Origin of the sequence: Kribbella aluminosa, assembly GCF_017876295.1 — a bacterium.
GTDB classification, from domain to species: domain Bacteria; phylum Actinomycetota; class Actinomycetes; order Propionibacteriales; family Kribbellaceae; genus Kribbella; species Kribbella aluminosa.
On record NZ_JAGINT010000002.1, the window covers coordinates 2,896,691 to 2,922,338 of the forward strand.

Genomic DNA, 25,648 nt, shown 5'->3' on the forward strand with positions numbered 1-25,648 from the left:
GCAGTGCCGGCGCAGACAGTGACACCGCTGATGAGGGCGACCCGAGACCAGTCGGCTGGAGCCTTGTTGCAGCACCTGCTGATGTCCGGTCCGACTGGCCGCAAGACGCTCGCCAGGGAAACGGGTCTGAGCACCACTACAGTCACCAAGTTGACGACGATGATGACCGAGAGCGGCTTGCTGACGGACGAGGAGCCACTCGACAACGGCACCGTCGCCCGGGCGGGAGCCGGCCGACCTGAGCGGCCGCTGACCTTCAGCGCCGGAACCCGTGCCGTGCTCGGCGTCCACGTTCGGGAGAACGCGACCACCGTCACGGCCTACGACCTGCGGCAACGACCGCTGGCGACCGCGAGGGCGGCGCATCGCGGCCGATCGGCCTCGGCAGTCCTGCGCGGAGCGGCGCGCCTCACCCAGCATCTGATCGATGTCCGGCTCGGTCGACTGGCCCCGTCACCGCAGGTCCTGGGCGTCGGCCTGAGCGTCGGCGGCACCGTCGACTTCGAGCGTGGCACGCTCATAGAGTCGCCGCAGCTGGGCTGGCACGACGTCGATCTGGCCGGTCCGTTCGCTGACTTCGACGTCCCGGTGCTGATTGACTCCTCGGTGCGCGCGCTGGCGGTACGGCAGCTCTGGGACGCGGACGATCCGGTCGGCAAGACGACCGTCACGATCTTCGTCGCCGGCGTCGTGGCCGCAGCCCTGATCGTCGACCGCCGCCTGCTGCGCGGGCCGGGGGCGTCCGCGGGCGACATTCGCCATCTTCCGGTTCGTGACGGTCTCGGTCTTCGCTGCTGGTGCGGGCGCACCGACTGTCTCGGCGTCACGGCCAGCAATCGGGCCCTCTACGATCACGCCGTCGCGCGGGGGCCTGCTCGACCCATCGGTCCGGTGGCAGTCCAGGGTCGGCGAGGGGTACGTCGACACGCCTGCTCTCGCGGCGCTGCGGCGTCGCCGCGCCGGCTGGCTCGGCGAAGCGATCGCGACGACGATCGAACTCGTGGATCCGGACACGACGGTGATCTTCGGGTACCTCGGCACCGACGACGACGTCAGAAACTGTCTGTCGATCATCGACGCGAGGTGTGCCGCGACCCTCGACGGCCGACAGGGCCGGGTACTGCACCGCGACTCCCCGGCGTCGATCTGGGACGCAGCGTCGGCCGCTCTCGTTCTCGACGACTTCCTCTGCCGACCGACCCGCTACGACAGGAGTCTGCTCACGTGACGCGGCCGACGAACGTCCTGCTGATCACCACCGACCAGCATCACTGGCGCGCCATTGGATCCCGCACGCCACTGCTGCAGACCCCGAATCTCGACCGCATTGCTGCCGGCGGGGTGACGCTGGATCGCGCCTACTGCGCCAACCCACTGTGTACGCCGTCCCGAGCCTCCATCTTGACCGGCCAGTACCCGTCCACCCATGGCGCATGGACATTGGGCACCAAGCTCGATGAGGAGGCGACCACCGTAGCGGGTCTACTGACCGACGCGGGTTATGCGACGTCGCTGATCGGCAAGGCTCATCTGCAGCCACTCAGGTCGATCCCGGGCCAGACCTCGATCGAGACTCCCGACCACTTCTGGGACGCGAGCCTCTGGCGTGGCTTCCACGGGCCGCACTACGGATTCCAGCACTTCGAGATCACCCGCAACCACGCCGACGAGCAATGGGTCGGGGCGCATTACGCGTTGTGGATGGAGCAGAACGGCCTGAAGGACTGGCGCAGCTACTTCCGTCGTCCGGACGGCAGCGGCGGCCGCAAGCACCAGTGGGATCTTCCGGCAGAACTGCATTACACGACCTGGACCGGCGAGCGCACCATCGCCGCGATCGACGCGGCAGCCGTCGGCAACACCCCGTTCTTCACCTGGGCGAGCTTCCACGACCCGCACCCACCCTATCTCGTCCCCGAGCCCTGGGCGTCCATGTACGACCCGGCCGACTGCGAGCCTGGCCGGCTGGTGCCCGGTGAGCTCGACCGGATGCACCCATGGTTCGCCCAGACCCAGCAGGCCGAGCCCGACTTCAGTCGCTGGTCCGAGACGCCGTACGCCACCCACGGCTTCCACCGTCAGGTCGTCGATGACGACACGATGCGGAAGAACATCGCGGTCTACTACGGCATGATCAGCTTCGTCGACGCACAGGTCGGGCGGATTCTGGACCGGCTCGACACGCTCGGGCTGACCGAGGACACCCTTGTCCTGTTCACCACCGATCATGGTCACTTCCTCGGCGCTCATGGGCTGACGGCCAAAGGCCCGTTCCACTACGAGGACCTGATCAGGGTTCCCTTCCTCGCCCGCCTCCCGGGCCTGCTCCCCGCTGGCACCCACACCCAAGCCATCACATCACTGATCGACCTGGCCCCGACCATCCTGTCCGCGATCGGACTGCCCGTACCTGGAGCAATGCAAGGCATCGACCAGCTGAGCAGTTGGAGTGGTGCTCCGCCCGCTCGCACCCACGCGATCGTGGAGAACCGCTTCCAGCCCACGAAGGTCCACATCAGGACGTACGTCGAGGACCGGTACAAGATCACCGTCTACCGCGACGAGGACCACGTCGAGATCTTCGACCTCGTCGAAGACCCGGAGGAGCTCCACAACATCGCGCTCGAGTCGACGTACGACGTCCTGCGGGCGGAGCTGTCGGCCCGGTTCCTCAATGCCGAGCTACGGCGAGAGGCAAGCGATCAGGTCCGCGTGTCACACGCGTGACGTCACGGTTGTCCGGCGGGAACCGAGTCGGCTCAGCTCCGGTGCCGAACCATCAGGCGAGGCACGACCGCGCCCCGGAACGAGAGCCGAAACGGATGTTGCCCGGCGGCTAGGCGGACGGACCCACGCGAGCCCTCGTCGACGATCACGGCGTCGTGGACCCGCAGCACCGCATGGTGGATCCCGACCAAATCGAAGTCGTAGAGCCCTGCCGCCGGCACCACCAGTTCGCCCGTCCACTCCTGGGCCGTCACGTCGGGGGTGACCGGCTCGCCGACATTCACTGATTCGCGTCGTGGCAGCGATGACGAGCGAGTAGCTGCCAGAGTTGGCGTCCACGGCAACTCGCTGAGCACGGGGTCCCTGCTGATCAGCTGCTCCGTCACCACTACAGCCACCTTCTCGGTTGCCGCGGCCTCGGCATCGGTCGCCGGCAGTGCCTGCATGGCTTCGCCGTCGTAGGGGCGGGGAAACTCGGGGTGGGCCCGGCGTACCCGCGACGCCTGCGCGGCGAGCATGTCGTGCAGGTCAGGCCTGGTGTCCGCCAGATCGTGCTCCTGCTTCGGATCACGCGCCACGTCGTACACCTCGAAGCGGTCGTCCGCCGCTGCGACGTCGTACCGGACCCCGACGTGGTCACCCATCCTGACGAGCTGCATCTGTCCGCGCTGTCGTCCTCGGTGCGCGGGAGCGAAGGCGGCATAGGCGGGCGTCCGGCCGTCCACGGCGTACTCGACGTAGAGCGTCGATGGCGAACGCGAGCCGCTTCCGAGAAGGGTGGGAGCGAGCGACACTCCGTCACTTCTGGCGGGCGCGGCGATGTCGGCCAGGTCGGCGAAGGTGGCGAGGAGGTCATGGAACTGCGCTGGTTCGGCGTCGATGCGGCCACCGGGTATCAGTCCGGGAGCCCGGACGAGGGCGCCGACACGAACGCCACCTTCCCAGCAGTCGCGCTTGATGCCGTCGAACGGCCCGAACGACCGGAAGAAGTCGGCGCGTATCGGTTCGTCCAGATAGCTCTCGATGCTCGGACCATTGTCGGAGGTGAAGATCACCAACGTCTCCTCGTCGACACCGACGTCGGCGAGCAGGGCCAGCAGGTCGCCGACGCAGTCATCGATCCGTCGAACGGCCGTGGCGTACCGCTTGTACACGTCGGGCCACTGTTGTTCTGCCTCGGGATCGCCGAAGGTCGCGTGCCTGTAGTCAGGGTGTACGAAGGAATCCGGCAGACCGGCGGCTGTGTTGATCATGGCACCAGGACGCCCCGTCCATTGGAGACCCCCCGCCAGACCTGAGCCGGCCGGGTAGGGACCCGTGGGCAGTTCGAGGACTGCGTGGGGGGTGTCGTACGCGAGATAGAGGAAGAAGGGCTGTTCCGCATCCGCCCGTACCTGCTGTCCGATCCACTGTTTGGCGAACGCCGTGAACAGATCGGTGGTGTAGCAACCCGCGAGATCGGCCGAAACCTCGTCGTCGTTGTGCCAGACCTCTTTCGGGCCACGGTAGAGGCCTTCCACCGGATAGTGCTCATGGCCATCCCCGTGCCGGACGTAGCCGAAGAACTCGTCGAACCCGCGACGGGTCGGGTATCCGGGCCAGGCCCCGCGGCGTCTGCTCCTGCTCGAGGGGGTCCTGACCTTGCAGTCCCCATTTCCCCACGGCGGCGGTCGCGTAACCAGCCTCCTTGAGCATCGAGGCGAGATTGGGCCCGTCCTGCAACTGGCGGTCGAACGCGTTGTCACGCAGATCGCAGTGCCCCTGCGTGGTCCCGGTAAGCAGGGAAGCCCTGGACGGGGCACAGACCGGCGCTGGGCAGTACATGCCGGTGAGCACCACTCCATCCGCCGCCATCTTGTCGAGCCTAGGAGTGTGCAGAGTGGGCGAGCGATCCCCGTTCCGCCGCGCGCTGTTCTGGAACAGGACGCCGAGGTCGCCGTAGCCGAGGTCGTCACACAGCACTACGACGATGTTGGGAGGGCGGCGTCGTGTCCTCGTCATTGCCGGTCCCCGGACCGTCGCTGTATCGGATCCGCAATTAGTGCCATGGCTACGATAAAAGCGCATCTCTCACCGCGCCGCAACGCCGACGGGCGTGACCTTGAGGACTGTCCGTGGCTACACAGTCGTATAGTATCCGTCGTGAACGTGTAGGGCAGTGCCCGTACGAGCAGGGTCGCCTTGATGGCTCGCGGCCCCATGACAGGAACCGGAGAACGATGGTCGCGATCAGGCCCGACCTCACCGGAGTACAGGTGACGTCGCTCCTCACGCTGTATCAACGCTGGCAGGACAATCAACGGCGTACGCCGTTGCTCGACGACCGATGGCCGGATCAACTGGTGCCGGCGATCGACTTCGACTTCGGCCAGTTCGTCCGGATGGCGCCGTTCGGCGGATACTCGCTGACGGCCCTCCGGACCCGCGTGATGGACGACTGGATCAGGCAGTTCCTGGCCGGTCACCCGGATGCGATCGTCGTTGATCTGGGGGCGGGCCTGGACAGCCGTGTTTTCCGTATCGATCCTGCGGACACCCACCACTGGTACGACATCGATCTTCCCGACGTCACCGAGCTCGCCCGCAGGCTGCTGCCCGAGCGCCCCGGTCATTCCCGGATCGCCGCGTCAGTCGTCGGCCCCAGTTGGGTCGAAACCCTTCCGCGAGACAGGCCGGTGGCAGTCGTGGCCGACGGCTTGTTCGGGTTTCTGTCCGAGGAGGAGGCTCGGGGTCTCCTTCGCCTGGTCGCCGACCATTTTCCTCGCGGCGAGGTCCTGTTCAACGCGTACGGGCCGATGATCCTGAAGAAGCGCGAGCCCGTCTTCGCGAAGTACGGGATCACCTTCGGATGGACGATCGACGAAGCGGCTGACGTCGAGCGGCTCGAGGGTCGCTTGAGGCTCGTTGAGGAAGCAAGTCAGTTCCGGAATCCGCTGCTGGCCGAGACCTCTCTGCCTTGTCGACTGATGTGTGCCGCGATTCGCCTGTCGCGCAACGCGACGTACACCACCCGTCTGCTGCGATACGAGTTCTGATGCCACGATGTGAGGAGAATCGTCGATGACCACCTTCGTCCTTGTCCACGGAGCATGGCATGGCCCGTGGGCCTGGGATCGCGTCATCCCGCTACTGCAGGCCACGGGTGCGCGCACGCTCACACCCGATATCGGCGCCGGGGGAGACCGCGGGCTTCATGACGACGCGGCCGTGGTCGTGGCCGCACTCGACACGATTCCCACCGAGGAGAATGTCGTGCTGGTCGGGCACAGCTACGCGGGACTGGTGGTACGAGAAGCCGCGGATGTGCGATCTGACACGGTCGATCACGTCGTTCTTGTGGACGGATGGGCGGGAGCCGGCGGTGCGAGCCTGTTCAGCCTGGCGCCGGAGCCTTTCGTCGAGGCGATCCGCCACGCCGCCAAGAGCTCAGGTGACGGGCGGCAGATCCCAGCTCCGCCGCCCGCCGCATTTGGCATCGTGGACAGTGACATGGCTCGCTGGCTCGGTGAACGGCTGGTCCCTCAGGCGCTGCGCACCTTCACCGAGCCAACGATCCTGACGGGAGCGGTCGACCGGATTCCTGGGACGGCCATCTACTGTCGGCCGCAGACGTACCCCTTCGAGCAGTTCGGCGAGGCGCTCGGGTACCGGACCCTCCCGCTGAGCGGCCCCCACGACGTGATGCTGACCGATCCGGAAGGGCTCAGCGACATGCTCTTGTCGTCGCACATGTACACCAGCGACGTGTGAACCTCAGAACGACGAGACTGGGGCACCGACAGCCAGGACATTCATTCGGTGCCATCGTTCTCGATCTTCCGTTCAGCGATCCGGATGAACTCGGTCCAGTCCGGATCCGAAAGAGTCAGCGAGGCGCCGGTTCTGGCGATCTCTGCGGCTGCCGTGTCCACCAGCCAGGCGGCTGTTCGGACCATCTGCGCCGCGGCGTCGCGGTTGCTCCGCACGCCGGCGGGGGTCAGGTCCTGGTTGGTGAGCGCCTGGGCCGCGGTGGTCAGGAGATTCGCTACCAGGCTGTACGAATGTCCCGCCGCCGTGGTGCGGCTCAGCGCCATGAATCGTGGGCGGGCTGCTTCGGCCAGGTCCGGCGTTAGCAGCTGAGTGAGCCGCGGCCACTCCGCACTCATGTGTTCGGCCAGCCAGACTGACAGCTTCCCGTATCGCATCGAGGCCGTTTCCCAGCCGGCCCGCATCGCGGTCAGCTCGGCCGGCTCGGATGCACCCTCCATGAACAGGATTCCCGTCGTCGCGACCACCGCTGGGTCGTTGAGGTCGGCGCACCCGACGGCACCTTGGTCGGGATCCGCCAACCGGGGACCGTCCTCATCCGTGACGGACCATCGGTCGGACAGCAACTTCAGCGCATTCGCATCCCGGCGCCACGCAACAGCCTCCTCCAGCTTGAACAGCGAGTGGAAACGCTCATGCTCACGGTGTGCCCGAGCAACATCGACGAGTCCCTCGAGCTCCGAGGTGTCACCATCCATGATATTTCCTCTGTGTTGAACAGGCGGTCCGACTAGGAACGCATCGATCACCGTCACGATATCCGGTCACCAGGACGACGGCTCGGCATGCTGCCGCGGCGAGAAACCCTTGCCCTGAACGCGGTCGCGGCTCAGCTTCGCCGAGCTCCAAGATCCTCTCGCGCATTTCGGCCGTGCTGATCTTGCCGGTGACGGTCGTCGGGAGTCGTCGACGAGCAGCTGTCATCTCGGGATCCTGAAGTGCACCAGGTTGCCGGCGGCAAGCTTCTTGACGCCTCCGCATCGAGGGGATCGCCGCCGGGCATGTGTTGCTCCAGGCGCAGAGCTCGTCGCCGCAAGCACCTCTGGTCCGGTCCCGCGCCGCAAAGCCGGCTCCGGACGCCGAGGTCCACCTCGGAATCGGCATCGTAGGTGACGTCGGCTTCGCCACGTTCCGGTGCCTTCGAGCCGCCGTACGTACTGCGACCGGAGCTGCCGTTCGTAGCGACCGAGAGCACGAGCTGGAGGTTCGGCTCACCTCTCGGCGGCGCCGATCGAAGGCGGTTGTTCGGTCGGCACTCGGCGGCCGAAGATGTCGTACGGGCTGTTGCCGGGGATGACGAGTCCTGCCGAGCGAGCGGGTGAATCGGGGCCGAGGTGGTAACCGGCGAGGTCGTGGATGCTGGTTGCTGTTCCGGGAGCGACGAGGCGCGGATCGGCGGTGGAGCCGCCCGGGTTGTCGAAGGTACCGCCGACGCCGGTGAGGAGGTTGTACGACGTACGGACCGCGGTGCCAGGTTGGAGCCGCATCGTGGCCGTCCCGGTTCCTTGTTTGAGGACGATGTTGTTGTCGAAGCGGACCTGGTGCGGTGCTGTGGTGGTCTCATTGATCACGGTCATCGAGCGTCCGGATCCGACAAAGATCGTGTTGTTGTGGACGTGTGCGCTCTCGAGCGGCCCGGAGCACATCTCGACACCACGGAACGAGTCGTTCTGGCTTACGTTGTAGCGGACGACCGCGTTGGCCACGCGGCCCGACGCGTTGCACAGCAGGAGGAATCCGCCCGCGTTGTCGTGGCTGTAGTTGTACTCGAACGTCGTACCGTCGGTGCCTTGATCGACGTCGAACGCCATTCCGTCGCGGGTCGTCTCGCCGCCGGACACTTCGTTGTGACGGAACGTCGTACCGTCGGAGTTCCACGGCCACAGGCCGGCGTTGTATCCGGCAGATCGCCGCTGGAATCCATCGATGCGATTGTTCGCGACCAGAGCGTCGCGGGCGGTCAGTACGACGATGCCGTCGCCGCCGATGTCGCGTACGTCGTTGCCGCTGACGACGATGTTCGTGTTCGCGGTCCACGGTTTGGTGTAAGGCGCAGCGCCGCCGACCTCGGCGCGCTGCTCCCATTGCGAGACGACCAACCGGATACCGCCGCGATTGACCCCGGACACCGTGTTGCCGATCACCTTGATGTCGTCGAAGTTGCTGGGTCGCTGGTCACCGATGACCGAGAACAAGATGCCGTCGCTGCCCGAGGTGCTTTTGGTGTCGTCGCCCCAGATGTCGTGGACGTCGAGGTTCTGCAGGACGTAGTGGCGGCCCTGGCCGTAGTTCTCCAGTTCAACGTGGACGCCGCGCCGGTTGGTGCCGGGGGCCGCGGCGTTGGTGACCTCGAGGTCGCGGACCTCGATCCATTCCGTGTTGCGCAGCAGGACGGCGTCCGGCGCACCCGCTCCGTCGATCGTCGGTCGTGAACCGGATCCGTACGCGCCGATCCGGATCGGCGCGCCGGCCAGGCCTTGTCCGGAAGGCGCCAGGGTCCCGACGCAGCGCGAGCCGCGTCGGAACAGCAGCGACTGGCCGGGCTGCAGTCGAGTCGCGTTCACCGCGGCGAGCGAGTTGAACGGCCGACCGACCGAACCGTCGCCCGGAACGGAGGCAGCGCAGTCGACATGAAGGGTCGCCGTACCAGCCGCGTCGGCCGAAGAGAGTGGGAGCAGTGCGGTCAGCAGTCCGGCAGTAAGCCCAACCGCGACCCGGAGCACTGACGTACGGGAAGTGATCATAGGTGACGTATTCCCGCTGACTACGCGCATAAACACGCATCTCGATGGAGGGCTGGTCAAGGGCTCGTGACGGTCTTCTTGGTTATCGCCGCGATAACCAAGATGCCGGTACGCCGACGGTCCTCGTCGTGGGAGTTTGGCGCTCGTTCCTGGTTTCTCGGATTCGCACCGCCCGCCACAGCGACCCGGAAGGATGTTCATGAACGATCAGCTACCCGCGGAGACGCGCGAAGGTCTGGCGCGACGGTCGCTTCTCGGAGGTGGTGTCGCGGCGGCCGTGTCGCTCGCGGCCACGCCGGCCCTCCGCGGCCGACAGGCCACGAGCCACCGGACCGATCCGGGCGGCCGTGCTCGAGTACGTCGACCAATGGACCCACGGCAAGGGGCTCGCGGCATTACTGACCCAGGCCGGCGTCGAGGTGATGACCCTCGATGTCAGCAAGCCTGCGAGTGGTCAGCTGATCGACGGGCAACGGGTCGATCTGATCGCGTTCGGCAGCTTCACCAACAACGATGCCGCCTACCCCGCCTATGTCGCCGAGGAGGCGCAGTCGATCCAGGACTTCGTCGCCCGCGGCGGCGTCGTTCTCGATCTGGCCCAGTCGGACCAGCTCGGTGCAAGCGTCGCGTATCTGCCTGAGGGCCTGAGCGCGCGGCGGGCGGACCCTGATCACGACACGGTGTACCCGATCGACGCTGAGCACCCGCTCGTCGCCGGTCTGCGGACTGTCGACGGGAGGTTGTTCACAGGTCGCAGTACGGCGATCCGCGTCAGCTGGGAGACGTTGGCGTCCGGGCTGTCGATGTGCGTGCTGATGGCGACGGCCCCAACCGGTCTTCCACCGTGCCTGCTCGAAGGCGCGTACGGCCGCGGCCGGTTCCTGGTCAGCAGTCTGACCCTCGACAAGGTGTACGACGCATCGGGTCAGACGCCGATCCAGCCCGACGCGGCGATCGCCGACAGTGTCGCATTCTTCACAGCCGTCGCCCGGTACACCTCGATGGTCCGTGCGGGCACGGCTCCGAAGGTGGTGCCGACCCCGATTCCGACGGAGCCGGCGACCGGCCCGCTCGTCGGTCATGTCGACACCGAGCGGGCGAGGATCTGGTTCCGCCCAGGTGCCGACCACCAGACCCTGACGCGCTGGCAATGCACCGTCCGCAAGGGATCTGGTGTGGTCACGGTCGCGAGCACCGAGTTGTCCGCGTTCAACGACAACACCGCGCTGTTCGACGTCCGCGGGCTGAGTGCGGCCGGCACCTACACCTACGCGATCACGCCGAAACGGTTCGACGGCGACTTCGCGCCGCTGACCGGATCATTCACCACCGGACCACGATCCGGCCGCCCCGCCGTGGTCACGATGGGTCTCGGGTCCTGTGCCCCCTCCGGCGCCAACACGATCTGGACCAGGATCGCCGACGAGGGTTGCGACAGCTTCGTCATGATGGGCGACACGCCGTACGTCGACTCGGGCGACCTGGAAGTTGCCCGCGGCAAACAGCGCGCCTTCCTGAAGGTTCCCCAGCTGGCCGAGCTGATCCGGTCCCGGCCGATCTGGGCGACCTGGGACGACCACGACTTCGGTGGCAACGACCAGGCCGGTGACTTTCCGGGGAAGAAGAACACCCGGCGGGCTTTCGTCGACTACCGGGCGAACGCGACGTTCGGGCACAACTCGGCGGGGGAGCAGTTGACGGACCGCCAGGAAGGGCTGGGGGTCTACACCTCGTTCCGGCGGGGTCCGATCGAGGTGTTCCTGCTGGATCCGCGCTGGTTCAGCCGGACCGAGCCCAGCTGGGCCGACCCGACGCAGACGACGTGTCTCGGCGGGATCCAGTGGCAGTGGTTCCAGGAGCAGGTGCGTCGCAGTGCGGCGACCTTCAAAGCCATCACCACCGGCATGATCTGGGACGACAAGGAGAACGCCGAGAAGGACGACTGGGCGACGTACTCCTACGAGCGGGAAGCGATCTTCGACTTCATCAAGACGGAGAAGATCCCTGGCTGCTTCCTGCTCAGCGGCGACATCCACGTGTCGCGGGCGCTGAACTACGGGCCCCGCGTGGGGTACGACCTGTGGCAGTACATCGTCAGCCCGATGCACGGCAGCACGATCCCGAGCCTGAACGTGCCGAACCCGGCCCTGGTCCACAGCGCGGTCGAGCCGTACGTGTTCCTGAAACTCGTCGCCGACACGACGGTCACCCCGGCCACACTGACCGCCACCTGGATCAACCGCGACGGCCGCCGCATCTTCGAGGTGCGACGCACCGCCGCAGAGATGGGCTATTAGTAGCGCCCCACCCGCGGCTTGGACCTGCAGGCCGACCGACCCGGGGGCCATGACGTTAGTGGCACCCCGGGACCGTCGATGAGGAGCGTGCTACTTGATCAGGTGTGAGCGGCCTGCAGTTGGCCGACCAAGGTTGCGAAAGGCATGTCGAGTGCCTGGTAGACATCGCCGGCGAGTCGGTCGGAGTTGTCTGCCAGGATCTCGACGACCAGGCTCGCGTAGTCGCTCGCAACGACTCCGGCTTGGTGTAGGCGGAGCAGGGCGGTCTCGTGCTTGGTGGACGAGAAGGTTCCCGAGGCGTCGACGGCGACGTACGTCGCGTAGCCGTCCGCGGTGGCTGCGATGGCAGGCAGGGCTGCACAGACCTCCACTGAGACCCCGGCGACAATGAGCTTGCGCCGCCCCGTTGCTTTGACGGCTTGTCGGACTCGGGGGTCGTGCCAGGCGTTGACCGTGTTGCGGTCGATGACCTCCAGGTCGTCCGGTAGTACCGAGGCGAGTTCGGGCACCAGCGGTCCCCACATGCCTTCTGATTGTGTGGTGGTGACGATCAAGGGCAGCTTGAGCAGCTGGGCGGCGCTGGCCAGGGCTGCCACGTTGTGTTTGAGTTCGGCGACCGGTAGGTCGCGGACGCCGGTGAACAGGCCGATCTGGTGATCGACCAGCAAAACGGCTGCATTCTCGGTGGTCAGTACGTCGTGGAACATGGGTCTCTCCTGTCTGAAGGGGCGTACGCCTGCTTGGTGTTGGCTTCGAATCGAGGTGTCACAGGAGGTGAGTGATTGCTCATGGATCGACCTTGACGTGCGGGCGGCGAACCACGAAAAGTTTCATTCGTGACTGAATCCTCGATGGCCGAGTTCGACTTCACCTCGGCCGATCTGGCCCGGCTGCGCTTCGCCTTCTCACCGGCGGCGGAGGCGGTTGCCAGCCTGCGCCTGCTGCAGGATCCCGGCCGGCAGGCGCTACACCTGCCTTGGGTCAAGGCGGTCCGGCCCCGCCTTGCGGAGCTCGATCTGCGGCTGCTGTTCGCGCTCGTCCCACTCGGTGCCTATTTCGTCGACTTCCTCACCCCACCCCCAACAGGACCACTCCCCGACATCGCCGCGGAGCTCGACCTCATCGCGGCCGTCGGCCTCGATGAGGCCGTGGCCGAAGCCTCCCGCGTGCCTGCCGCCGAATCTCCGATCGTCGAAGAGTTCCTCGCCGATCCCGCCGCCGGCGTCCTCCGTGCCACTGACCAGCTACGGCAGTACTGGGACGCAGCACTGGACGAGTTCTGGCCACAGATCCGCGGTCTGTTCGAATCCGAGATCCTTCGCCGCGCCCGCCAACTCACCCGCGACGGAGCCGGCGCCATGTTCAACGACCTGCACCCGAATATCGCCTGGCGCGACGGTACGCTCCGTGTCCGCACCCGCGCCTGGAGCCGCAGCGGCCCGGTCGGCGGAGACGGGATGATCCTCGTGCCCAGCGTCTTCCATTGGCCGGACACCTCGATCATGGCTGAGCCGTACCAGCCCAATCTCGTGTATCCGGCCAGCGGAATCGCGACCGTCTGGTCGCACGACGTCGTACCGACCACCGACGCACTCGACGCGCTGATCGGCAAAACACGCGCCCGGCTGCTGATCACTCTCGAAGACACTGCCACCACCAGTACCTTGGCTCGCCGCCTTGCCATGGCACCCGGCGCCGTCAGTCAACACCTCAAGGTGCTACTCGAAAGCGGCCTGATCAGTCGGCACCGCAGCGGTCGCGAAGTCTTCTACCAGCGCACCAGACTGGGCGACACTCTCTGCGCCGCGTCCTGAGCCGCGCCACCCCGGGTGCTTCATGGCCGCAGGCCTCGGGCTGACGCGGGCGTCAGCGGCTCAACTGATCGTTGCAGTCGGCCCCGTTCTGCCAGTCGCGGAGGTGATCGATCAGCGCGCGGGTTGCGGGGGTGAGGTAGCGGCTGTGTGAATGCACCAGGAAATAGTGATGCCGTGGAGTGGCCTGTACCAGCCGGCGGACGGTCACCAGGCCGGCGTCGCGCCACACCCGGATCGAGCTGAGCGGAACCAGGGATGCGCCCGCGCCGGCGGCGACAGCTTCGTTCACCGCCGTCGTACCGCTCAACCGTGCGACGACATTGGTCTCGTACGGCTCGAGCAGGTCCTGCATCACAACGCTGGTCATCGACCCGTCCTCGCGGGCGACCAGCGGCAGGGTCGCGAACTCCCCGACGGTGATGGGATCCGCGGCCGCACGGTCGCGCGGCAGGGCGACGACGAGGTCGTCGGCGAAGAAGGGCTCACAGGTAAGGTCCCGGGTCAGCGGCCGCAGCGGGGTGACGGCGACCTCGGCTTCGTCGCGTTCGACCAGCCCCCAGACGTCTTCGGTGTTGCTGACGTTCATGGTCACGACGATCTCGCAGTTGCTGCGCAGGAAGTCGGCGACGATCGCGGGCAGGATGTGATTGCCCGCCGTCGACGTCGCGGCCAGCCGGACCGAACCGCGGTGCAGACCCCGGAACTGCTGGACGACCTGCTCGGCTTCTTCGATGTCGGCGAGGATGCTGTTGATCCGCTCGTAAAGGGCCGTCCCCGCTTCGGTCAGCGAGATGCCCGGACGGGACCGGATGAACAACGGCACCCGATAGTGCTCCTCCAGCTTGCGGATCTGGTTGGAGACATGGGGCTGCGAGGTGTACACCTCGCGGGCGGCCAGCGAGAACGACAGGTTCCGCGCCACTACCCGAAAGACTTCCAGTTGCTGCAGCGTGACCGCCATGCCGACACGATACGACGCGCATTCGTAGCCCGCAGCTCCGGGCGAGCCCATCGGCTATGGGCCCATAGCCCACTGCGCATTGACCGTCAGCACGTCCAGGAGAACGCTTGATCAGCAACCTTCGACAATCTGTCGATCGTCACCGGTCGTCCGTCCTGCGACACGGGATCAGCGCAACCACACCAGCGATGAACGGTCGCTGCGGGGCGATCTGCGTCAACGGGCCATCGTGACGACTGAGTCCTTAGGCAACGAGGAGTCCATTGCATGGATCAGCACACGCAGTCCTCGAATCAGTCGACCACCTCTCGTGGATCCGTCCGGCCGAGCCGGCGCCGTTTGTTGCAGGCCGCCGCAGCCGGCACAGCAGGCATCGCCCTTGGCGGCACCGTCGGACAGGCCTGGGCTCGCCCCGGCGCTGGTGGTCCGCTTCCGGGGTCGGCCGGTTCGGTTTCCCCAGGTGACCGCGCCTTCCTCCGGCACGGCCTGCAGCACCTGGCGTGGCTCGGCATCGCGGGCGGATCGGACTTCCCCACCGGAGAGCCCACGCCCATTCCGATTCCCAACGCCGAGCAGTTCAACGGCTCCGGCTTCACCGCGCCGTGCTACTACTTCATCGGCCCGGATGGTATGTACGACAAGGCCTACCAGCGTCAGCTCGATGCAGGGCTCTGGTCGGCGGCGCAGTTTCCTGAGTCCGGGCCGACTGTCGGTCCGCCGCAACCCGGTCAGAGGTTGCTGACGCCGGCGATGCGCGCCAACCGGCAGAACTTCTTCTCGGCCTGCCTCGGCGACGAGGAGAGCTACTCCGAGGACCTGGTCGGGTGGCTGAGGCAGTACTTCGACCTGTTGCGCGAGCAGTCTCCCGGCACACTCGTGTACAACAATCAGTACGCGAACCAGTGGACCGACGATCAGTTGCGGCACTACCTCCAGACCTGTCATCCGGACCTGCTGTGCTGGGACTCCTACTACTTCTCCCTCACCGCCCAGTACGCCAGCGGTAGCGTCACCCCGCTCTACAACAACACGTACCGCTACCGCAGGCTCGCCCAGGAAGGACTGGACGGTACCGGCGCGCAGCCGATCAACTTTGGTCAGTACACCCAGGGGTACGGCGGCAGTAAGGGCCTGTATGTGCTGTCCGAGTCGCAGTTGGCCGTGGTGCCGTACGTGAGCTGGGCGATGGGTGCCAAGCAACTGGATCTGTTCCGCTGGACCTGGCAGACCAGTTCGAGCAACATCTTCCTGCTGAATTACCCAGACGGCCGGGTCACGCCCAACTACTACGTCTTCGCCCAGCTCAACGCCGACATGCAACGGCTCAGCCCGTACCTCGTTCGGCTGCGGACCTCGACGGTCGGCATCCGGCGCGGCTCGTACGATCCAGCAGCACCGAAGCCGACGCCACAGAGCCAGGTCCCGGACTGGACCGCCACAACAGATCCTGGAACCTGCATCAGCGCGCTCGACGTGACCAACACCGGCGGCGCCAACGGCGGGCTGCCCGGCGACGTGCTGGTCGGCAGCTTCCGGACGCTGCCCGGGCTGAGCGCTGCCGAGTGTGGTGAATGGGTGGACCCGAACGGTTCGGCGTTCATGCTGGTCAACGCGCTCAACCAGCCGAACAGCGACCCGACGTCCTCGCCCGGCACCGGAGGTCGCAGTGTCGACACCCGGCAACGGATCCGGGTGACGCTGGACCTTTCCGGTCGGCACCGCCGGCTCTATCGGGTACCTGCCGAGAGGCGGCCCGACGAGGAGGTCCAACTGCAGCCGGCCGGCGGGTCGAGCTACACGTTCGACGTCGAACTGGGCGGGGGCCAGGGGACCTTGTTCATCTGGCGTTAGCCCCACAGTCCACGGCTGCCCGGCCAGCGGCTGGACCGGGCCGCCGTGCTCGCGCCACGACCCCCGGTCAGACCGCTGTTTCCTCCGCGATCGTCGGCCACTCCGGATCCGTCGTCCGCAGGGACAGCAGGTGGGCGGTCCATGCGTTCCGGCCAGGGAGGGGCGGGTTGCACGCCCCTGCCTGGCTCTCATGAGAGTGTCCGTTCTAGACGGTATGACGTGACGCCGTCGTGGTGGCGGGGTTGCGGGCCGGGGCCTCACTCACAAGATTCGTGGGTTACCGAGTAGGGGCTGCCTGCTCGGCCTATCCGACATTTGTGGGAGGCCCCGGTGTTTACCGAGCGTACGAGTGTGGGGCTGGATGTGCACGCCCGATCGGTGGTCGCGGCGGCGATCGACGGTGTGACGGGTGAGCTTGTCCAGGTCAGGCTGACGCCGTCGCATGACGACATCCGGTCGTGGTTGAGGCGGTTGGAGGGTCCGGTCGCGGTGGCGTATGAGGCCGGGCCGACCGGGTTCGGGCTATCCCGCGCGCTGGAAGCGGTAGGGATCCGGTGTGAGGTGGTCGCGCCGAGCAAGTTGCAGCGGCCCTCGGGTGACCGGGTGAAGACCGACGCCAAGGATGCTGTGCATCTGGCCCGGTTGTTGCGGCTGGACGAGTACGTCGCGGTGTCCGTTCCGACGGTGGAGCAAGAGACCGCCCGGGACCTGGTCCGGGCCCGCGAAGACGCCCGCGGTGATTTGATGCGGGCCAGGCATCGGTTGTCGAAACTGTTGCTGCGGCAAGGGTTCGTCTATTCCGGCGGGCAGGCCTGGACCGGGGCGCACGACGCGTGGCTGCGCCGGATCGGCCGGGAGTTCGGCTCACCGGTGCTGCGGACGACGTTCGAATCCGGATACGACGCCGTACTGACCGTCCAGGGCCCGCCGTGACCGGCTCGACACCGCCATCACCGAACTCGCCGCGACGTCGGAGTTCACCCCGCTCGTGCGGCGGCTGGGATGCCTGCGCGGGATCGGCACCCTGACCGGGTTCGCGCTCGCGGTCGAGATCGGCGACTGGCACCGGTTCACCGGCAATACCATCGGCGCGTTCGTCGGTCTGGTGCCCTCGGAGTCCTCATCCGGGCAATCCAGGGTGCAGGGGCCGATCACCAAGACCGGCAACACCCACGTCCGCAGACTCCTCATCGAAGCCGCCTGGCACCACCGCGCCCGCTACGTCGCAGGAAAGACCATGCGCGACCGCTGGGAACTCGCATCACCGGCAGCCCGGGCACGCGGACACGCCGGCAACCAGCGGCTGCACGCCCGGTGGAACACGTTCCGCGAACGCCGCAAGCGACACGTGGTCGCCAACGTCGCGATCGCCCGCGAGCTGGCCGGCTGGTGCTGGTCCCTGGCCGTCCTCGAGGAGTAAATCCACCCCCAAACCGGCTTCGTCGACCACCGTGGTGGAAGCAGCGCGTGGAGCGACCCGCGAACCGACTATGAGCAGCCAGCGCACCACCACGGCGACGCTCGACTCTAGACACGCGGCCAGCTCCTGCCGAACACCCCGTCCTGCGGTAACCAACCCGCGCATATCAGTCTGACCGCGCGTCGCCAACGACACGCTCACCACCAACCAGCCGACGACGCCAGAGACGCCCGTCCACTGCACAAACCAGGACGGGCGTCTCACCCTGCCCATTGACAGGAGACCGCTACATATCAGTCGGTCAGTTGAAGATGTGCAGTCCGTCGATCGAGAACTTCGTGTCCGACGACGCGGCGTTCTTCGTTCCGGTCGGAGCGATCGTGACCGTATGCCGCCCTGGCCTGAGAGCGTCCGACGTGTAGACGATCTGCTGTGCCTCCGGTCCAGCCGCGTACTCGTCGATCAAGACGGGCGCGTGACCGTCGATCGAGATGGTAGCCATCCCGTAGCTCGGCGCCTTTGCCCCCAGGAGTGAGAAGCCGTTCCCGTAGAACGTCATGCTCGAGGTCGGCCCGGCCACCGTGGCCGAGTGCGTCGTGCCGCCGCTGGCGCTGCTGTCGTTCGTCTCCGTCCAGGTCCCGGAGTAGCGGAAGAGGTTCTCACCGATTCCGTCGCCGGGCACCTGAGTACCGCCCGCGCCGCGGACCACGTTGGAGTCCTCGACGAGCATGTCTGCCTTCTTCCACACCCTGATGTAAGCGGTCTGGCTGTCCGCGGGAAACCCGGTGCCCGTCGGAGACGTTTTGTACGGCGAGCGGATGCCCTGCGAGAGGATGATGTTGAGGCCGGTCTGGTCGTAGTCGGTGCTGGAGTAGCTGCGCCGCAGCACTCCGTCGACGTAGAACTTCAGGGATCCGGGAGCCCACTCGAGTCCGTACGTGTGGAAGGAGCCGTTCAGGCTTGTCGGGCTGACATAGTCGGCCGTGTGACTCGTCAGGGTAGTGGATGTCGGCGACTTCCAATTGTGGTCGGTCATGCTGACATCACCGGGAGTGGTTGTGCGCTGCCCGATCTCCTCGATGTCGATCTCGTTGCCCCAGACCGGGTCGATGTGCTCGAGCCAGAATGCCGGGCAGGTGCCGGGAAATGCGGTCGATGACGCTTTGATTCTCGCTTCGAAGTAGCCGTATTTCGCGGTGTCGAGGCTAATGATTCCGCCGGATTGGTACGGCGTCATCGTTCTCGTCTCGAAGCCAGGATTGGTCAGGAGATTCGTCGAGCTGCCGGTGGGGGCGAAGCTGGCGTCATCGATCCGCACCCACCCCTGATGGTCGGATTGGCTCTCGACGCCGACGGTGCAACTGCCGCCGACCACGGAGATGCCGCTGAGCGTTGCGAGCTGCCATCCTCCGGTTCCGACGGGGATGGGCGTCGACGTTGCGGCCGATCCGCAGTCCTTCGCCACGAGTGAGTGCGACTGCTCGCTGGCGCTGATACCGCTCGTCCACACGTATGCGGAGAAGGTGTACGTGCCGTCGGTCAGACCGGTCACCACCTGCTGTGTCGTAACGTGATAGCTCCAGTAGTTGTAGTGCACGAGCGCCGACGACCCTGTGCGGTGCCAGTCGGTCGTGATGTAGTCGGCCAACGGAGACCAGGAACCGTCCGCGCTGACGGTCTGCCAGCCCGAGACGGTCTGGTTGAACGAGTCATTCGGCTTGTATTCCGAGCGCAGCCCGAGGTTTCCTCCTCCGACGCTCACGTCACTCGCATCCCAGCGCCAGACGGGGGTGTAGGTGAGTGGCATCGCCTGCCACTTGGCCGGGTTGAGCCGGGTGCCGTGGAATTCGTCGGAATAGGCATGCGAGTAGACCCAGTTCCCACTGTTCGACGGGTCCGAACTGGGCAGCGGATCGGTGTCGGCGTGAGCTGTTTCGGTCGTGTCCGTCATGGCGCCGACCGCTGCCGTTCCGGTACCGCTCAGGAGAGCGAAGACCGCAACCGCTGCCGCGAGGCAGCGACGCCAGTTCTTGGCAGTTCGCACTTACTCATCCTTTCGTCGAATCATTTCCCGGCGCCGAGAGTGAGTCCCTCAATGATTCGCCGGCCCAGCCACACGTAGATGATCAGAATCGGGAGCAGAACGATGACGACGCCGGCGAACAACTGGCCCCAGTCCGCGCCGGTGTACTGCAGGCGCTGGAGGAACTTCAGCAGGGCCAGAGGAAGCGTCTCGTTGACGGTCGTCTGCATGAAGACCAGCGCAAAAGTCGTCTCGCTCCAATGGGCGATCACGTTGAGGATGACGAGGGTGACGATGCCGGAGCGCGCGAGCGGGAGCATCACCGTCCAGAAGGTTCGGACGGGTGAGGCGCCGTCGAGGGATGCGGCTTCCTCGATCTCTCGAGGAAGGGAACCGAAGAAGGCGGTCAGGAAGAACACCGCGAACGGCATCGACGTCGCAACGTAGATCAGCCACAGTCCGACAAAGTTGTTGACGAGACCGACACTGCTGAGTGCGGAATAGAGCGGGAGCACGACCAGTTGGACCGGGATGCCGAGGCCGATAGCGAAGCCCGCAGTGATGAACCGGCTTCCACGGACGTGGAACCTGCTGAGCGCATAGGCCGCAGGTGCGGCCAGAAGGACCGTCGCCGCCGCTGTCGCGATGACGAGGCCGAGCGTGTTCAGGAACGCGACACCGAAGTTGCTCTCGTTCCATGCCGCTATGAAGTTCTGCCATCGCCAGACGGCGGGCAACCGGAGCGGACTGCTGAAGATCTCATCTGTCGTCTTGAAGGCAGCGAGGACGATCCACGCCAGCACGAAGATGCTGAACAGTGCGATCAGCCAGGTCATGATGGCGAACAGGTGGGAGAGCACCCACGAGACCGCGCCGGCCGCGTTCGAACGGCGATCCGTGGCAGGGACTGCCTTGAGCGTGGTCACAGTTGACTCCTCGTCAGAGTTCGATGGGGTCGCGACGGAAGAGTCGACCGAGCAGGCCGACCGCGGCGATCACCAGGACCATCATCACGACGGAGGTGGCAGCGGCCGTCCCGAATCTCGGAGTACCGACCGCGGCGAACGCCTCCGCGTACGCATAGATCGAGGTGTTCCAGATCTTCAGTGGCGGCAGATAGCCGGCGCCACCGGCGAAGGCGTAGAGGAACTCGAAGATCTTGATCGAACTGATCGTCCACAGAATCGAGGCGACCCCGATCACGTCCCACGTCAGCGGCAAGATGACGTAGCGGAGGCGCTGGAACGCGGTAGCGCCGGCGAGCTCACACTCCTCGAACAGATGCGGCGGAATTCTGTCGACAGCCGCCATCAGAATCGTCGTGTAGAACCCGGTGCTGATCCAGACGAGTCCGGCCATGACCACCAGAAACAGGGTGTCCTCGGCCAGCCACGCGGGAGGATGCGCGACGCCCAGCCACCCGAGTGCCTGGTTGATCATTCCCTTCTGCTGGAACAGGAACCCCCACACGATGGCCAGCAGCACGCCGGGAGCAATGTTGGGAAAGAAGATCACCATCCGGATGAACTTGCGTCCGCGGAGGTCTCGCAGCGTCAGCATCATGACGAACGCGAGCAGGAACGTGACGATGCCGACGCCGAACAGGATCGTCAGGGTGTTCCGGAACGACGCGACAAACGTCGGATCCTTGAAGATGGCACGGTAGTTGCCGACGCCGACGAACGTCATCGGGCCGGCTCCTGGCCATTTGTTGACCGAGATCCACAGCGTGACGAGTCCCGGAACGATGAGGAACGCGGCGTAGAGTATCGCGGCGGGCGCGACGAACCACCCGAACAGCCGCTTGCGCCCACGGTCCAGCGGGTTCACCCGTGGACCCTTCGGCACGTTGCCGGAACCATGCGCGACGACGTCCACAGGTGTCTCGGTCAGAGTCATGTTTGGTTCCTTTGGAGAGTGCTGGAGCACGCCTTCTGGACGCGACAACGGGTTCAGCCGTGGGCCGCCCAGTAGTCCTTCGTCTGCTTGGCGAGCTCGTCGACGAATGATTGGGCGTCGCGCTTGCCGAAGATGAGCTCGTTGTCCAACGGCTGGAGGACCTTGGTCGTCCAGTCGCTGTAGTCGTCGACGACTCCGTCGAACTGACCGTGCAGCGTCTTCGATGCGTCGAGCGCCTTCTTCACGTTCGCGAGAGCCGCCGGCGCCGGGATGTCGTCACGAGGGGTGAGGTTCTGGGCATCGGTGGCGATCGGAGCGAGCCTGTCCTTGTTGAGGAAGTAGCTGATGAACTTCTCGGCGGCCGAGGCATGCGCAGCCTTCTTCGGAACGGCGAAGCCGATCAGGTACGCCTCAGCCGAGTCGTCTCCGCCCGGCTGCGTGGAGGGCATGGGAAACGATCCGAACTGGAATCCGGGAGCGAGGTACGACGCGGTCTCCGATGGGATCCAGGAGCCGTTGTACATGAAGTCGGCCTTGCCCGCGGCGAACTGCTGCTGGAGCGCAGGGAACTTGCTGCCGGAATACCCCGGCGCGAAGAAGCCCTTCTTGACGAGCTCTTCGACGTGCTGCGCGGCCTTCAGCATTCCAGGCGACTTGAAGGACTCACCGGTCTTGTCTCTCGCGGCCTTGTTGAGACCGCCGGCCCCGAGTTCGCGCACCGCCAGCTCGGCGAAGTAGTAGAGGTTGTACGGCGCGATGTCACCGTCGAGCGCCAACGGGGCCCGGCCTGCGTCCTTCGACGCCTGGAGCATCGAGACGAGGTCAGCCCACGTCTCCGGCGCGTGTCCGGCGACGTCGCCGAGTCTGGCCTTGTTGTACCAGAATGCCGACGACGCGACCTCGTAGGGAACCATCCATGGATTTCCCTTCGACTCGATCAGCTCGGCATACCGTTTCGGGATCACCTGGGCAACGGTCTTGTCCTCGCCATCAACTTTCGAGTCGAAGACCGTGCCCATGTCCAGAGCGCTGCCGGTATCGACCATGACGGACTTGATGTTGCGCTGGGCACCGTCGACGAGATCGACGGGCGTCGTGGATGCGTTGAGAGTAGGCGACAGCTTCTTGAAGTTGTCCCTGCCGACCCATTGGACATCGACCTTGATGCCTGTGTCAGCGGTGAACTCTCCGATCGCCTTGGCGAGAACTTTCTGCTGTGGTTCGCCTTCGCTCCAGCTGGACCAGTACGTGAAGGACTGTGCGCCGGCGGACGACTTGGATTCGGAACCGCTGATCAGGCTTCCGCATCCGGAGAGCAGAAGCGACGCGACAGCGACGGGAACCGTTGCGATGATGAACCGGCGACTGAGGGGTCGTGACATGTGAGGCACTCCTCGTGTTCAGGGTTGTCCGGCGTCGCGAACCATCTCGGGTGCCTCGCTGCCCGCCGAACAGGTGCACGCTCACATGTCGGTGCCGGGGTGCGGAAGGTGGTTTCGGCTTATAGGGGTCATAGGACAGATCAGGTCTTGAACGCGATCCGGGGGCGCGTGGAGTCCTGCACACTGGTGTACGACGGCCCTGGCCCGGTGAGTGCGCCGCGGCCGATTGCCAATCACTGCCACTGCCGGGTTACGTGTCGTCATTTCCTGACCTTCGAAGGATCACCGTTGAGCCAATATGACCTCCCATTGAACGAACTCGCCGGTTACCGCGGAGCACTTCCCGAACCGACCGATTTCGACGCGTTCTGGTCCGGCACCATGCACGCCAATGCCCATCCGTCCGCCGTGACTGCAGAGCGGGTCGAAACACCGTGGTCTCTGATCGATGCGTACGACATCACGTTCGCGGGATACGGAGGCGCTCCCATCAAGGCCTGGCTGACTGTGCCTGCCGGGGCGGACACGCCCCGACCGGCCGTGGTCACCTACCACGGGCATACCCGGGGCCGTGCGTTTCCCCATACCGACCTGCTCTGGGCTGTGGCAGGATACGCTCACTTATCGGTCGATACGCGTGGCCAGGGGAGCGGTTCCGGTGGGCCCGGTTCGGGCAGTCCTGACCCTGACGTCGCCGCGGGACTTCCGCATGCACCCGGCTATCTCACCCTCGGTGTGGAAGATCCGGCGACGTTCTTCTACCGACGTGTATTCGTCGATGCGGCACGCGTGCTCGCCGCCGCCGCCGAGCTGCCGTACGTGGACGCCGGCCGGATCGTCGTCCACGGAGCGAGCCAGGGCGGAGGAATCGCTCTGGCGGCCGCAGCGCTCGCTCGTCACGTCGGGGTCAGCCTGCGCGGAGTTGGTGTCGACGTCCCCTACCTGTGCGCCTTCCCGCGCTCGATCCGCCTCGTCGACACGCACCCGTACAACGAAGTCACCAAGTATCTGGCGGCGTGGCGGGACCGCGAGGAGACGGTCTACCGGACGCTGTCCTATTTCGACGGCGCCCTTCTCGGGCAGCGCGCCGAGGCGCCTGCGCTGTTCTCCGTCGGGCTCATGGACCTCACGTGCCCACCCTCGTCGGTGTACGCCGCCTTCAATCGTTACGGTTCGCTTGCCGCGCCCGAGGTGGAGAAGACGATCAAGGTCTACGGTCACAACGGACACGAAGGCGGGGGCGACTATCAGACGCTCGCACAGGCGGAGTTCTTCCAACGGGTCGCGGCGCGCTGAACCATCGTGGGTCATCGACCACGCCAGCTGGACGACCGCCCCATCGGCATCATCGACGGCGACGGCGACGAACCGTTCGAGCTTTCTCCTGGGCCTGTTTGCCACATGGTCCGCAGCGGCCCGGCGAGCGCCTGACGGCCGCCGTGCTGGCCCCAAGGTTCGTCAGTGCAGGCCGCGGAGGGAGGCGCCCTGGAGATTCGGCACGCCGAAAGCTGCGTCCCGAAGGCGACGAGACGCCTCATGTACAGCACCGGCGAGCACTGCGCTGTCACCGAGCCGCGACACCCGCAGGTCGACTCCCCATGGCAGGTGGTCAGTCAGCACAGAGGTCAGTGGCTGGACGAGCGCGCTGCCGAGCATCTTCGCTACCTCGCCGGCAAGGACGATGCATCCGGGATCGACGACACTGACCATCGCGAGCAGTCCGACGGCTATCTGCTCCGCGATCGCCCGCCATTCCGGAGCGGTAGACCGCAGGGACAGCAGGTGTTTGGTCCACGCGTACGTGGGATCGTGCTTCATCCCCGCGGCACCGGCGAGAGCCACCGCGCCGGCCACCGTCTGGTAGCTCGCGATCCTCCTCTCCAGTCTGCGCATCGGGACCGGCTCGGCGCTGGCCGGAAGGAAGCCGATCTCGCCCGCGGCACCGTGTTCGCCACGCAGGATCCGTCCCTTGAGCATCAAGGCCGAACCGACGCCCATGCCCAACGACAGCAAGAGAAACGAGTCAACGTCCTGCGCGGTGCCCTGACGATGCTCGGCGACTGCGCGAAGGTTGACCTCGTTCTCAAACGCGGTGTCAGGGCCCAGATGCCGGCGAATTCGCGCGGCAGCACCGGCCGGCCAGTCGGGCCGGTCCCAAGCGAAGATGATGTCACCACCGACCGGATCGACCGAGCCAGGAAGGCCGACAACACTGCTGAGGTACTTGAACTGCCGGTCCTGCTCCGTCAGCCCGACGGCATCGACGATCTGGTCGACCAGATCCACGCCCGGAATGATCGGCGTACTGGTGTCGCTACGGCGTGAGCTGCCGAGAACCACGCGGCGAACGCGGATCTCGTCCAGGGCGATGTCCACTCCGATGCACAGTCCGAGATCCGGCGGGAGCCCGTACAAGGCGGCCTTCCGTCCACGTTGAGCACTCTCCCTGGTGCCCTGCCGTGCGACGAGCCCGCGCGCGGCGAGCCGGTCGGTGAGTTCGAGCACATAGGGCCGGGAGAACTGCGCAGCCTGGGCGATCTGGCCACGGGTCAGCGGCCCGTGATCGGCCAGTAGTTCGAGGAAAGCCCTGTCGTTGATTGCCCGGACGACCTCGACCGAGAGTTGGGGCACCTTCATCCGCGGCTCCTGACCAAAAGTGGGTGGGCCTATTCAAACATCCCGAACCTGCCCAGAATGGCCCCCGTTGGCTGGACCCGAGCTCT

20 protein-coding genes and 2 pseudogenes are annotated in these 25,648 nt (G+C 66.0%); 11 read left to right on the forward strand and 11 right to left on the reverse strand.

What is annotated here, in order from left to right:
* Positions 1–162 precede the first annotated feature (162 nt).
* The 3 genes and pseudogenes from JOF29_RS46195 to JOF29_RS44020 form a co-directional block, all read left to right on the forward strand.
* Positions 163–795 (forward strand): annotated as a pseudogene (locus JOF29_RS46195) (ROK family protein); the annotation flags it as partial.
* Positions 773–1,228, forward strand: a complete 456-nt coding sequence (locus JOF29_RS44015; RefSeq protein WP_245359757.1) for a hypothetical protein — start codon at positions 773–775, stop codon at positions 1,226–1,228. The pseudogene JOF29_RS46195 and the gene JOF29_RS44015, both read left to right, overlap by 23 nt.
* Complete coding sequence (locus JOF29_RS44020; RefSeq protein ID WP_307863851.1) at positions 1,225–2,727, forward strand: sulfatase family protein; 1,503 nt, start codon at positions 1,225–1,227, stop codon at positions 2,725–2,727. The genes JOF29_RS44015 and JOF29_RS44020 overlap by 4 nt, the downstream gene beginning before the upstream one ends.
* 32 nt (positions 2,728–2,759) lie before the next feature.
* Here JOF29_RS44020 and JOF29_RS35130 read toward each other — a convergent pair.
* Both JOF29_RS35130 and JOF29_RS44935 read right to left on the reverse strand, forming a co-directional pair.
* Positions 2,760–4,256, reverse strand: a pseudogene (locus JOF29_RS35130) (sulfatase-like hydrolase/transferase); the annotation flags it as partial.
* A gap of 1 nt (position 4,257) precedes the next feature.
* Positions 4,258–4,728, reverse strand: a complete 471-nt coding sequence (locus JOF29_RS44935) for a sulfatase-like hydrolase/transferase (protein ID WP_209698661.1) — start codon at positions 4,726–4,728, stop codon at positions 4,258–4,260.
* A gap of 113 nt (positions 4,729–4,841) precedes the next feature.
* Between JOF29_RS44935 and JOF29_RS35140 the strand changes: the two genes are divergently transcribed.
* Both JOF29_RS35140 and JOF29_RS35145 read left to right on the forward strand, forming a co-directional pair.
* Positions 4,842–5,762, forward strand: a complete 921-nt coding sequence (locus JOF29_RS35140) for a class I SAM-dependent methyltransferase (protein WP_209698662.1) — start codon at positions 4,842–4,844, stop codon at positions 5,760–5,762.
* A gap of 25 nt (positions 5,763–5,787) precedes the next feature.
* Positions 5,788–6,477, forward strand: a complete 690-nt coding sequence (locus tag JOF29_RS35145; protein ID WP_209698663.1) for an alpha/beta fold hydrolase — start codon at positions 5,788–5,790, stop codon at positions 6,475–6,477.
* 41 nt (positions 6,478–6,518) lie between these two features.
* Here JOF29_RS35145 and JOF29_RS35150 read toward each other — a convergent pair whose 3' ends face one another.
* Positions 6,519–7,232 (reverse strand): hypothetical protein, encoded by a 714-nt coding sequence (locus JOF29_RS35150; RefSeq protein WP_209698664.1) that lies wholly within the window; start codon positions 7,230–7,232, stop codon positions 6,519–6,521.
* 513 nt (positions 7,233–7,745) lie between these two features.
* Positions 7,746–9,278 carry a right-handed parallel beta-helix repeat-containing protein gene (locus JOF29_RS35155; protein WP_209698665.1) on the reverse strand — a complete coding sequence of 511 codons (1,533 nt, stop codon included), beginning with the start codon at positions 9,276–9,278 and terminating at the stop codon, positions 7,746–7,748.
* Between the two features lie 347 nt (positions 9,279–9,625).
* Here JOF29_RS35155 and JOF29_RS45715 point away from each other — a divergent pair, with 347 nt between their 5' ends.
* The gene (locus JOF29_RS45715) at positions 9,626–11,575 is read left to right on the forward strand and encodes an alkaline phosphatase D family protein (protein WP_209698666.1); all 1,950 of its coding nucleotides are present in this window, start codon (positions 9,626–9,628) and stop codon (positions 11,573–11,575) included.
* 98 nt (positions 11,576–11,673) lie between these two features.
* On the opposite strand, the gene JOF29_RS35165 is transcribed toward JOF29_RS45715, so the two are convergent.
* Positions 11,674–12,282, reverse strand: a complete 609-nt coding sequence (locus JOF29_RS35165) for an isochorismatase family protein (RefSeq protein ID WP_245359759.1) — start codon at positions 12,280–12,282, stop codon at positions 11,674–11,676.
* A 129-nt stretch (positions 12,283–12,411) separates the two neighbouring features.
* Between JOF29_RS35165 and JOF29_RS35170 the strand changes: the two genes are divergently transcribed.
* Positions 12,412–13,389 (forward strand): ArsR/SmtB family transcription factor, encoded by a 978-nt coding sequence (locus JOF29_RS35170; RefSeq protein WP_209698667.1) that lies wholly within the window; start codon positions 12,412–12,414, stop codon positions 13,387–13,389.
* Between the two features lie 52 nt (positions 13,390–13,441).
* On the opposite strand, the gene JOF29_RS35175 is transcribed toward JOF29_RS35170, so the two are convergent.
* Positions 13,442–14,350: a LysR family transcriptional regulator gene (locus JOF29_RS35175; protein WP_209698668.1), complete on the reverse strand. Its 909-nt coding sequence runs from the start codon at positions 14,348–14,350 to the stop codon at positions 13,442–13,444.
* A 267-nt stretch (positions 14,351–14,617) separates the two neighbouring features.
* Here JOF29_RS35175 and JOF29_RS35180 point away from each other — a divergent pair, with 267 nt between their 5' ends.
* The 3 genes from JOF29_RS35180 to JOF29_RS35190 all read left to right on the forward strand — a co-directional run bounded on the left by JOF29_RS35180 (position 14,618) and on the right by JOF29_RS35190 (position 17,621).
* Positions 14,618–16,201 (forward strand): twin-arginine translocation signal domain-containing protein, encoded by a 1,584-nt coding sequence (locus JOF29_RS35180; protein ID WP_209698669.1) that lies wholly within the window; start codon positions 14,618–14,620, stop codon positions 16,199–16,201.
* Positions 16,202–16,531: 330 nt separating this feature from the next.
* The gene (locus JOF29_RS35185; RefSeq protein ID WP_209698670.1) at positions 16,532–17,134 is read left to right on the forward strand and encodes an IS110 family transposase; all 603 of its coding nucleotides are present in this window, start codon (positions 16,532–16,534) and stop codon (positions 17,132–17,134) included.
* Between the two features lie 55 nt (positions 17,135–17,189).
* On the forward strand, positions 17,190–17,621 hold the full coding sequence (locus tag JOF29_RS35190) for a transposase (RefSeq protein ID WP_209698671.1): 432 nt from the start codon (positions 17,190–17,192) through the stop codon (positions 17,619–17,621).
* 301 nt (positions 17,622–17,922) lie between these two features.
* Here the strand turns inward: JOF29_RS35190 and JOF29_RS35195 are convergent, their stop codons facing one another.
* The 4 genes from JOF29_RS35195 to JOF29_RS35210 form a co-directional block, all read right to left on the reverse strand.
* Positions 17,923–19,572, reverse strand: a complete 1,650-nt coding sequence (locus JOF29_RS35195) for a glycoside hydrolase family 16 protein (RefSeq protein WP_209698672.1) — start codon at positions 19,570–19,572, stop codon at positions 17,923–17,925.
* A 113-nt stretch (positions 19,573–19,685) separates the two neighbouring features.
* Entirely contained in the window at positions 19,686–20,480 is a 795-nt protein-coding gene (locus JOF29_RS35200; protein WP_209698673.1) for a carbohydrate ABC transporter permease, read from the reverse strand.
* Positions 20,481–20,583: 103 nt separating this feature from the next.
* Entirely contained in the window at positions 20,584–21,543 is a 960-nt protein-coding gene (locus tag JOF29_RS35205) for a carbohydrate ABC transporter permease (protein WP_209698674.1), read from the reverse strand.
* 53 nt (positions 21,544–21,596) lie between these two features.
* A complete protein-coding gene (locus JOF29_RS35210) occupies positions 21,597–22,925 on the reverse strand; it encodes an ABC transporter substrate-binding protein (RefSeq protein WP_209698675.1) in 1,329 nt (442 codons plus the stop codon).
* A 288-nt stretch (positions 22,926–23,213) separates the two neighbouring features.
* Here JOF29_RS35210 and JOF29_RS35215 point away from each other — a divergent pair, with 288 nt between their 5' ends.
* Positions 23,214–24,221, forward strand: coding sequence for an acetylxylan esterase (locus JOF29_RS35215; RefSeq protein WP_209698676.1), 1,008 nt, complete (start codon positions 23,214–23,216; stop codon positions 24,219–24,221).
* A gap of 162 nt (positions 24,222–24,383) precedes the next feature.
* Here the strand turns inward: JOF29_RS35215 and JOF29_RS35220 are convergent, their stop codons facing one another.
* A complete protein-coding gene (locus JOF29_RS35220; protein WP_209698677.1) occupies positions 24,384–25,562 on the reverse strand; it encodes an ROK family transcriptional regulator in 1,179 nt (392 codons plus the stop codon).
* Between the last annotated feature and the right edge of the window lie 86 nt (positions 25,563–25,648).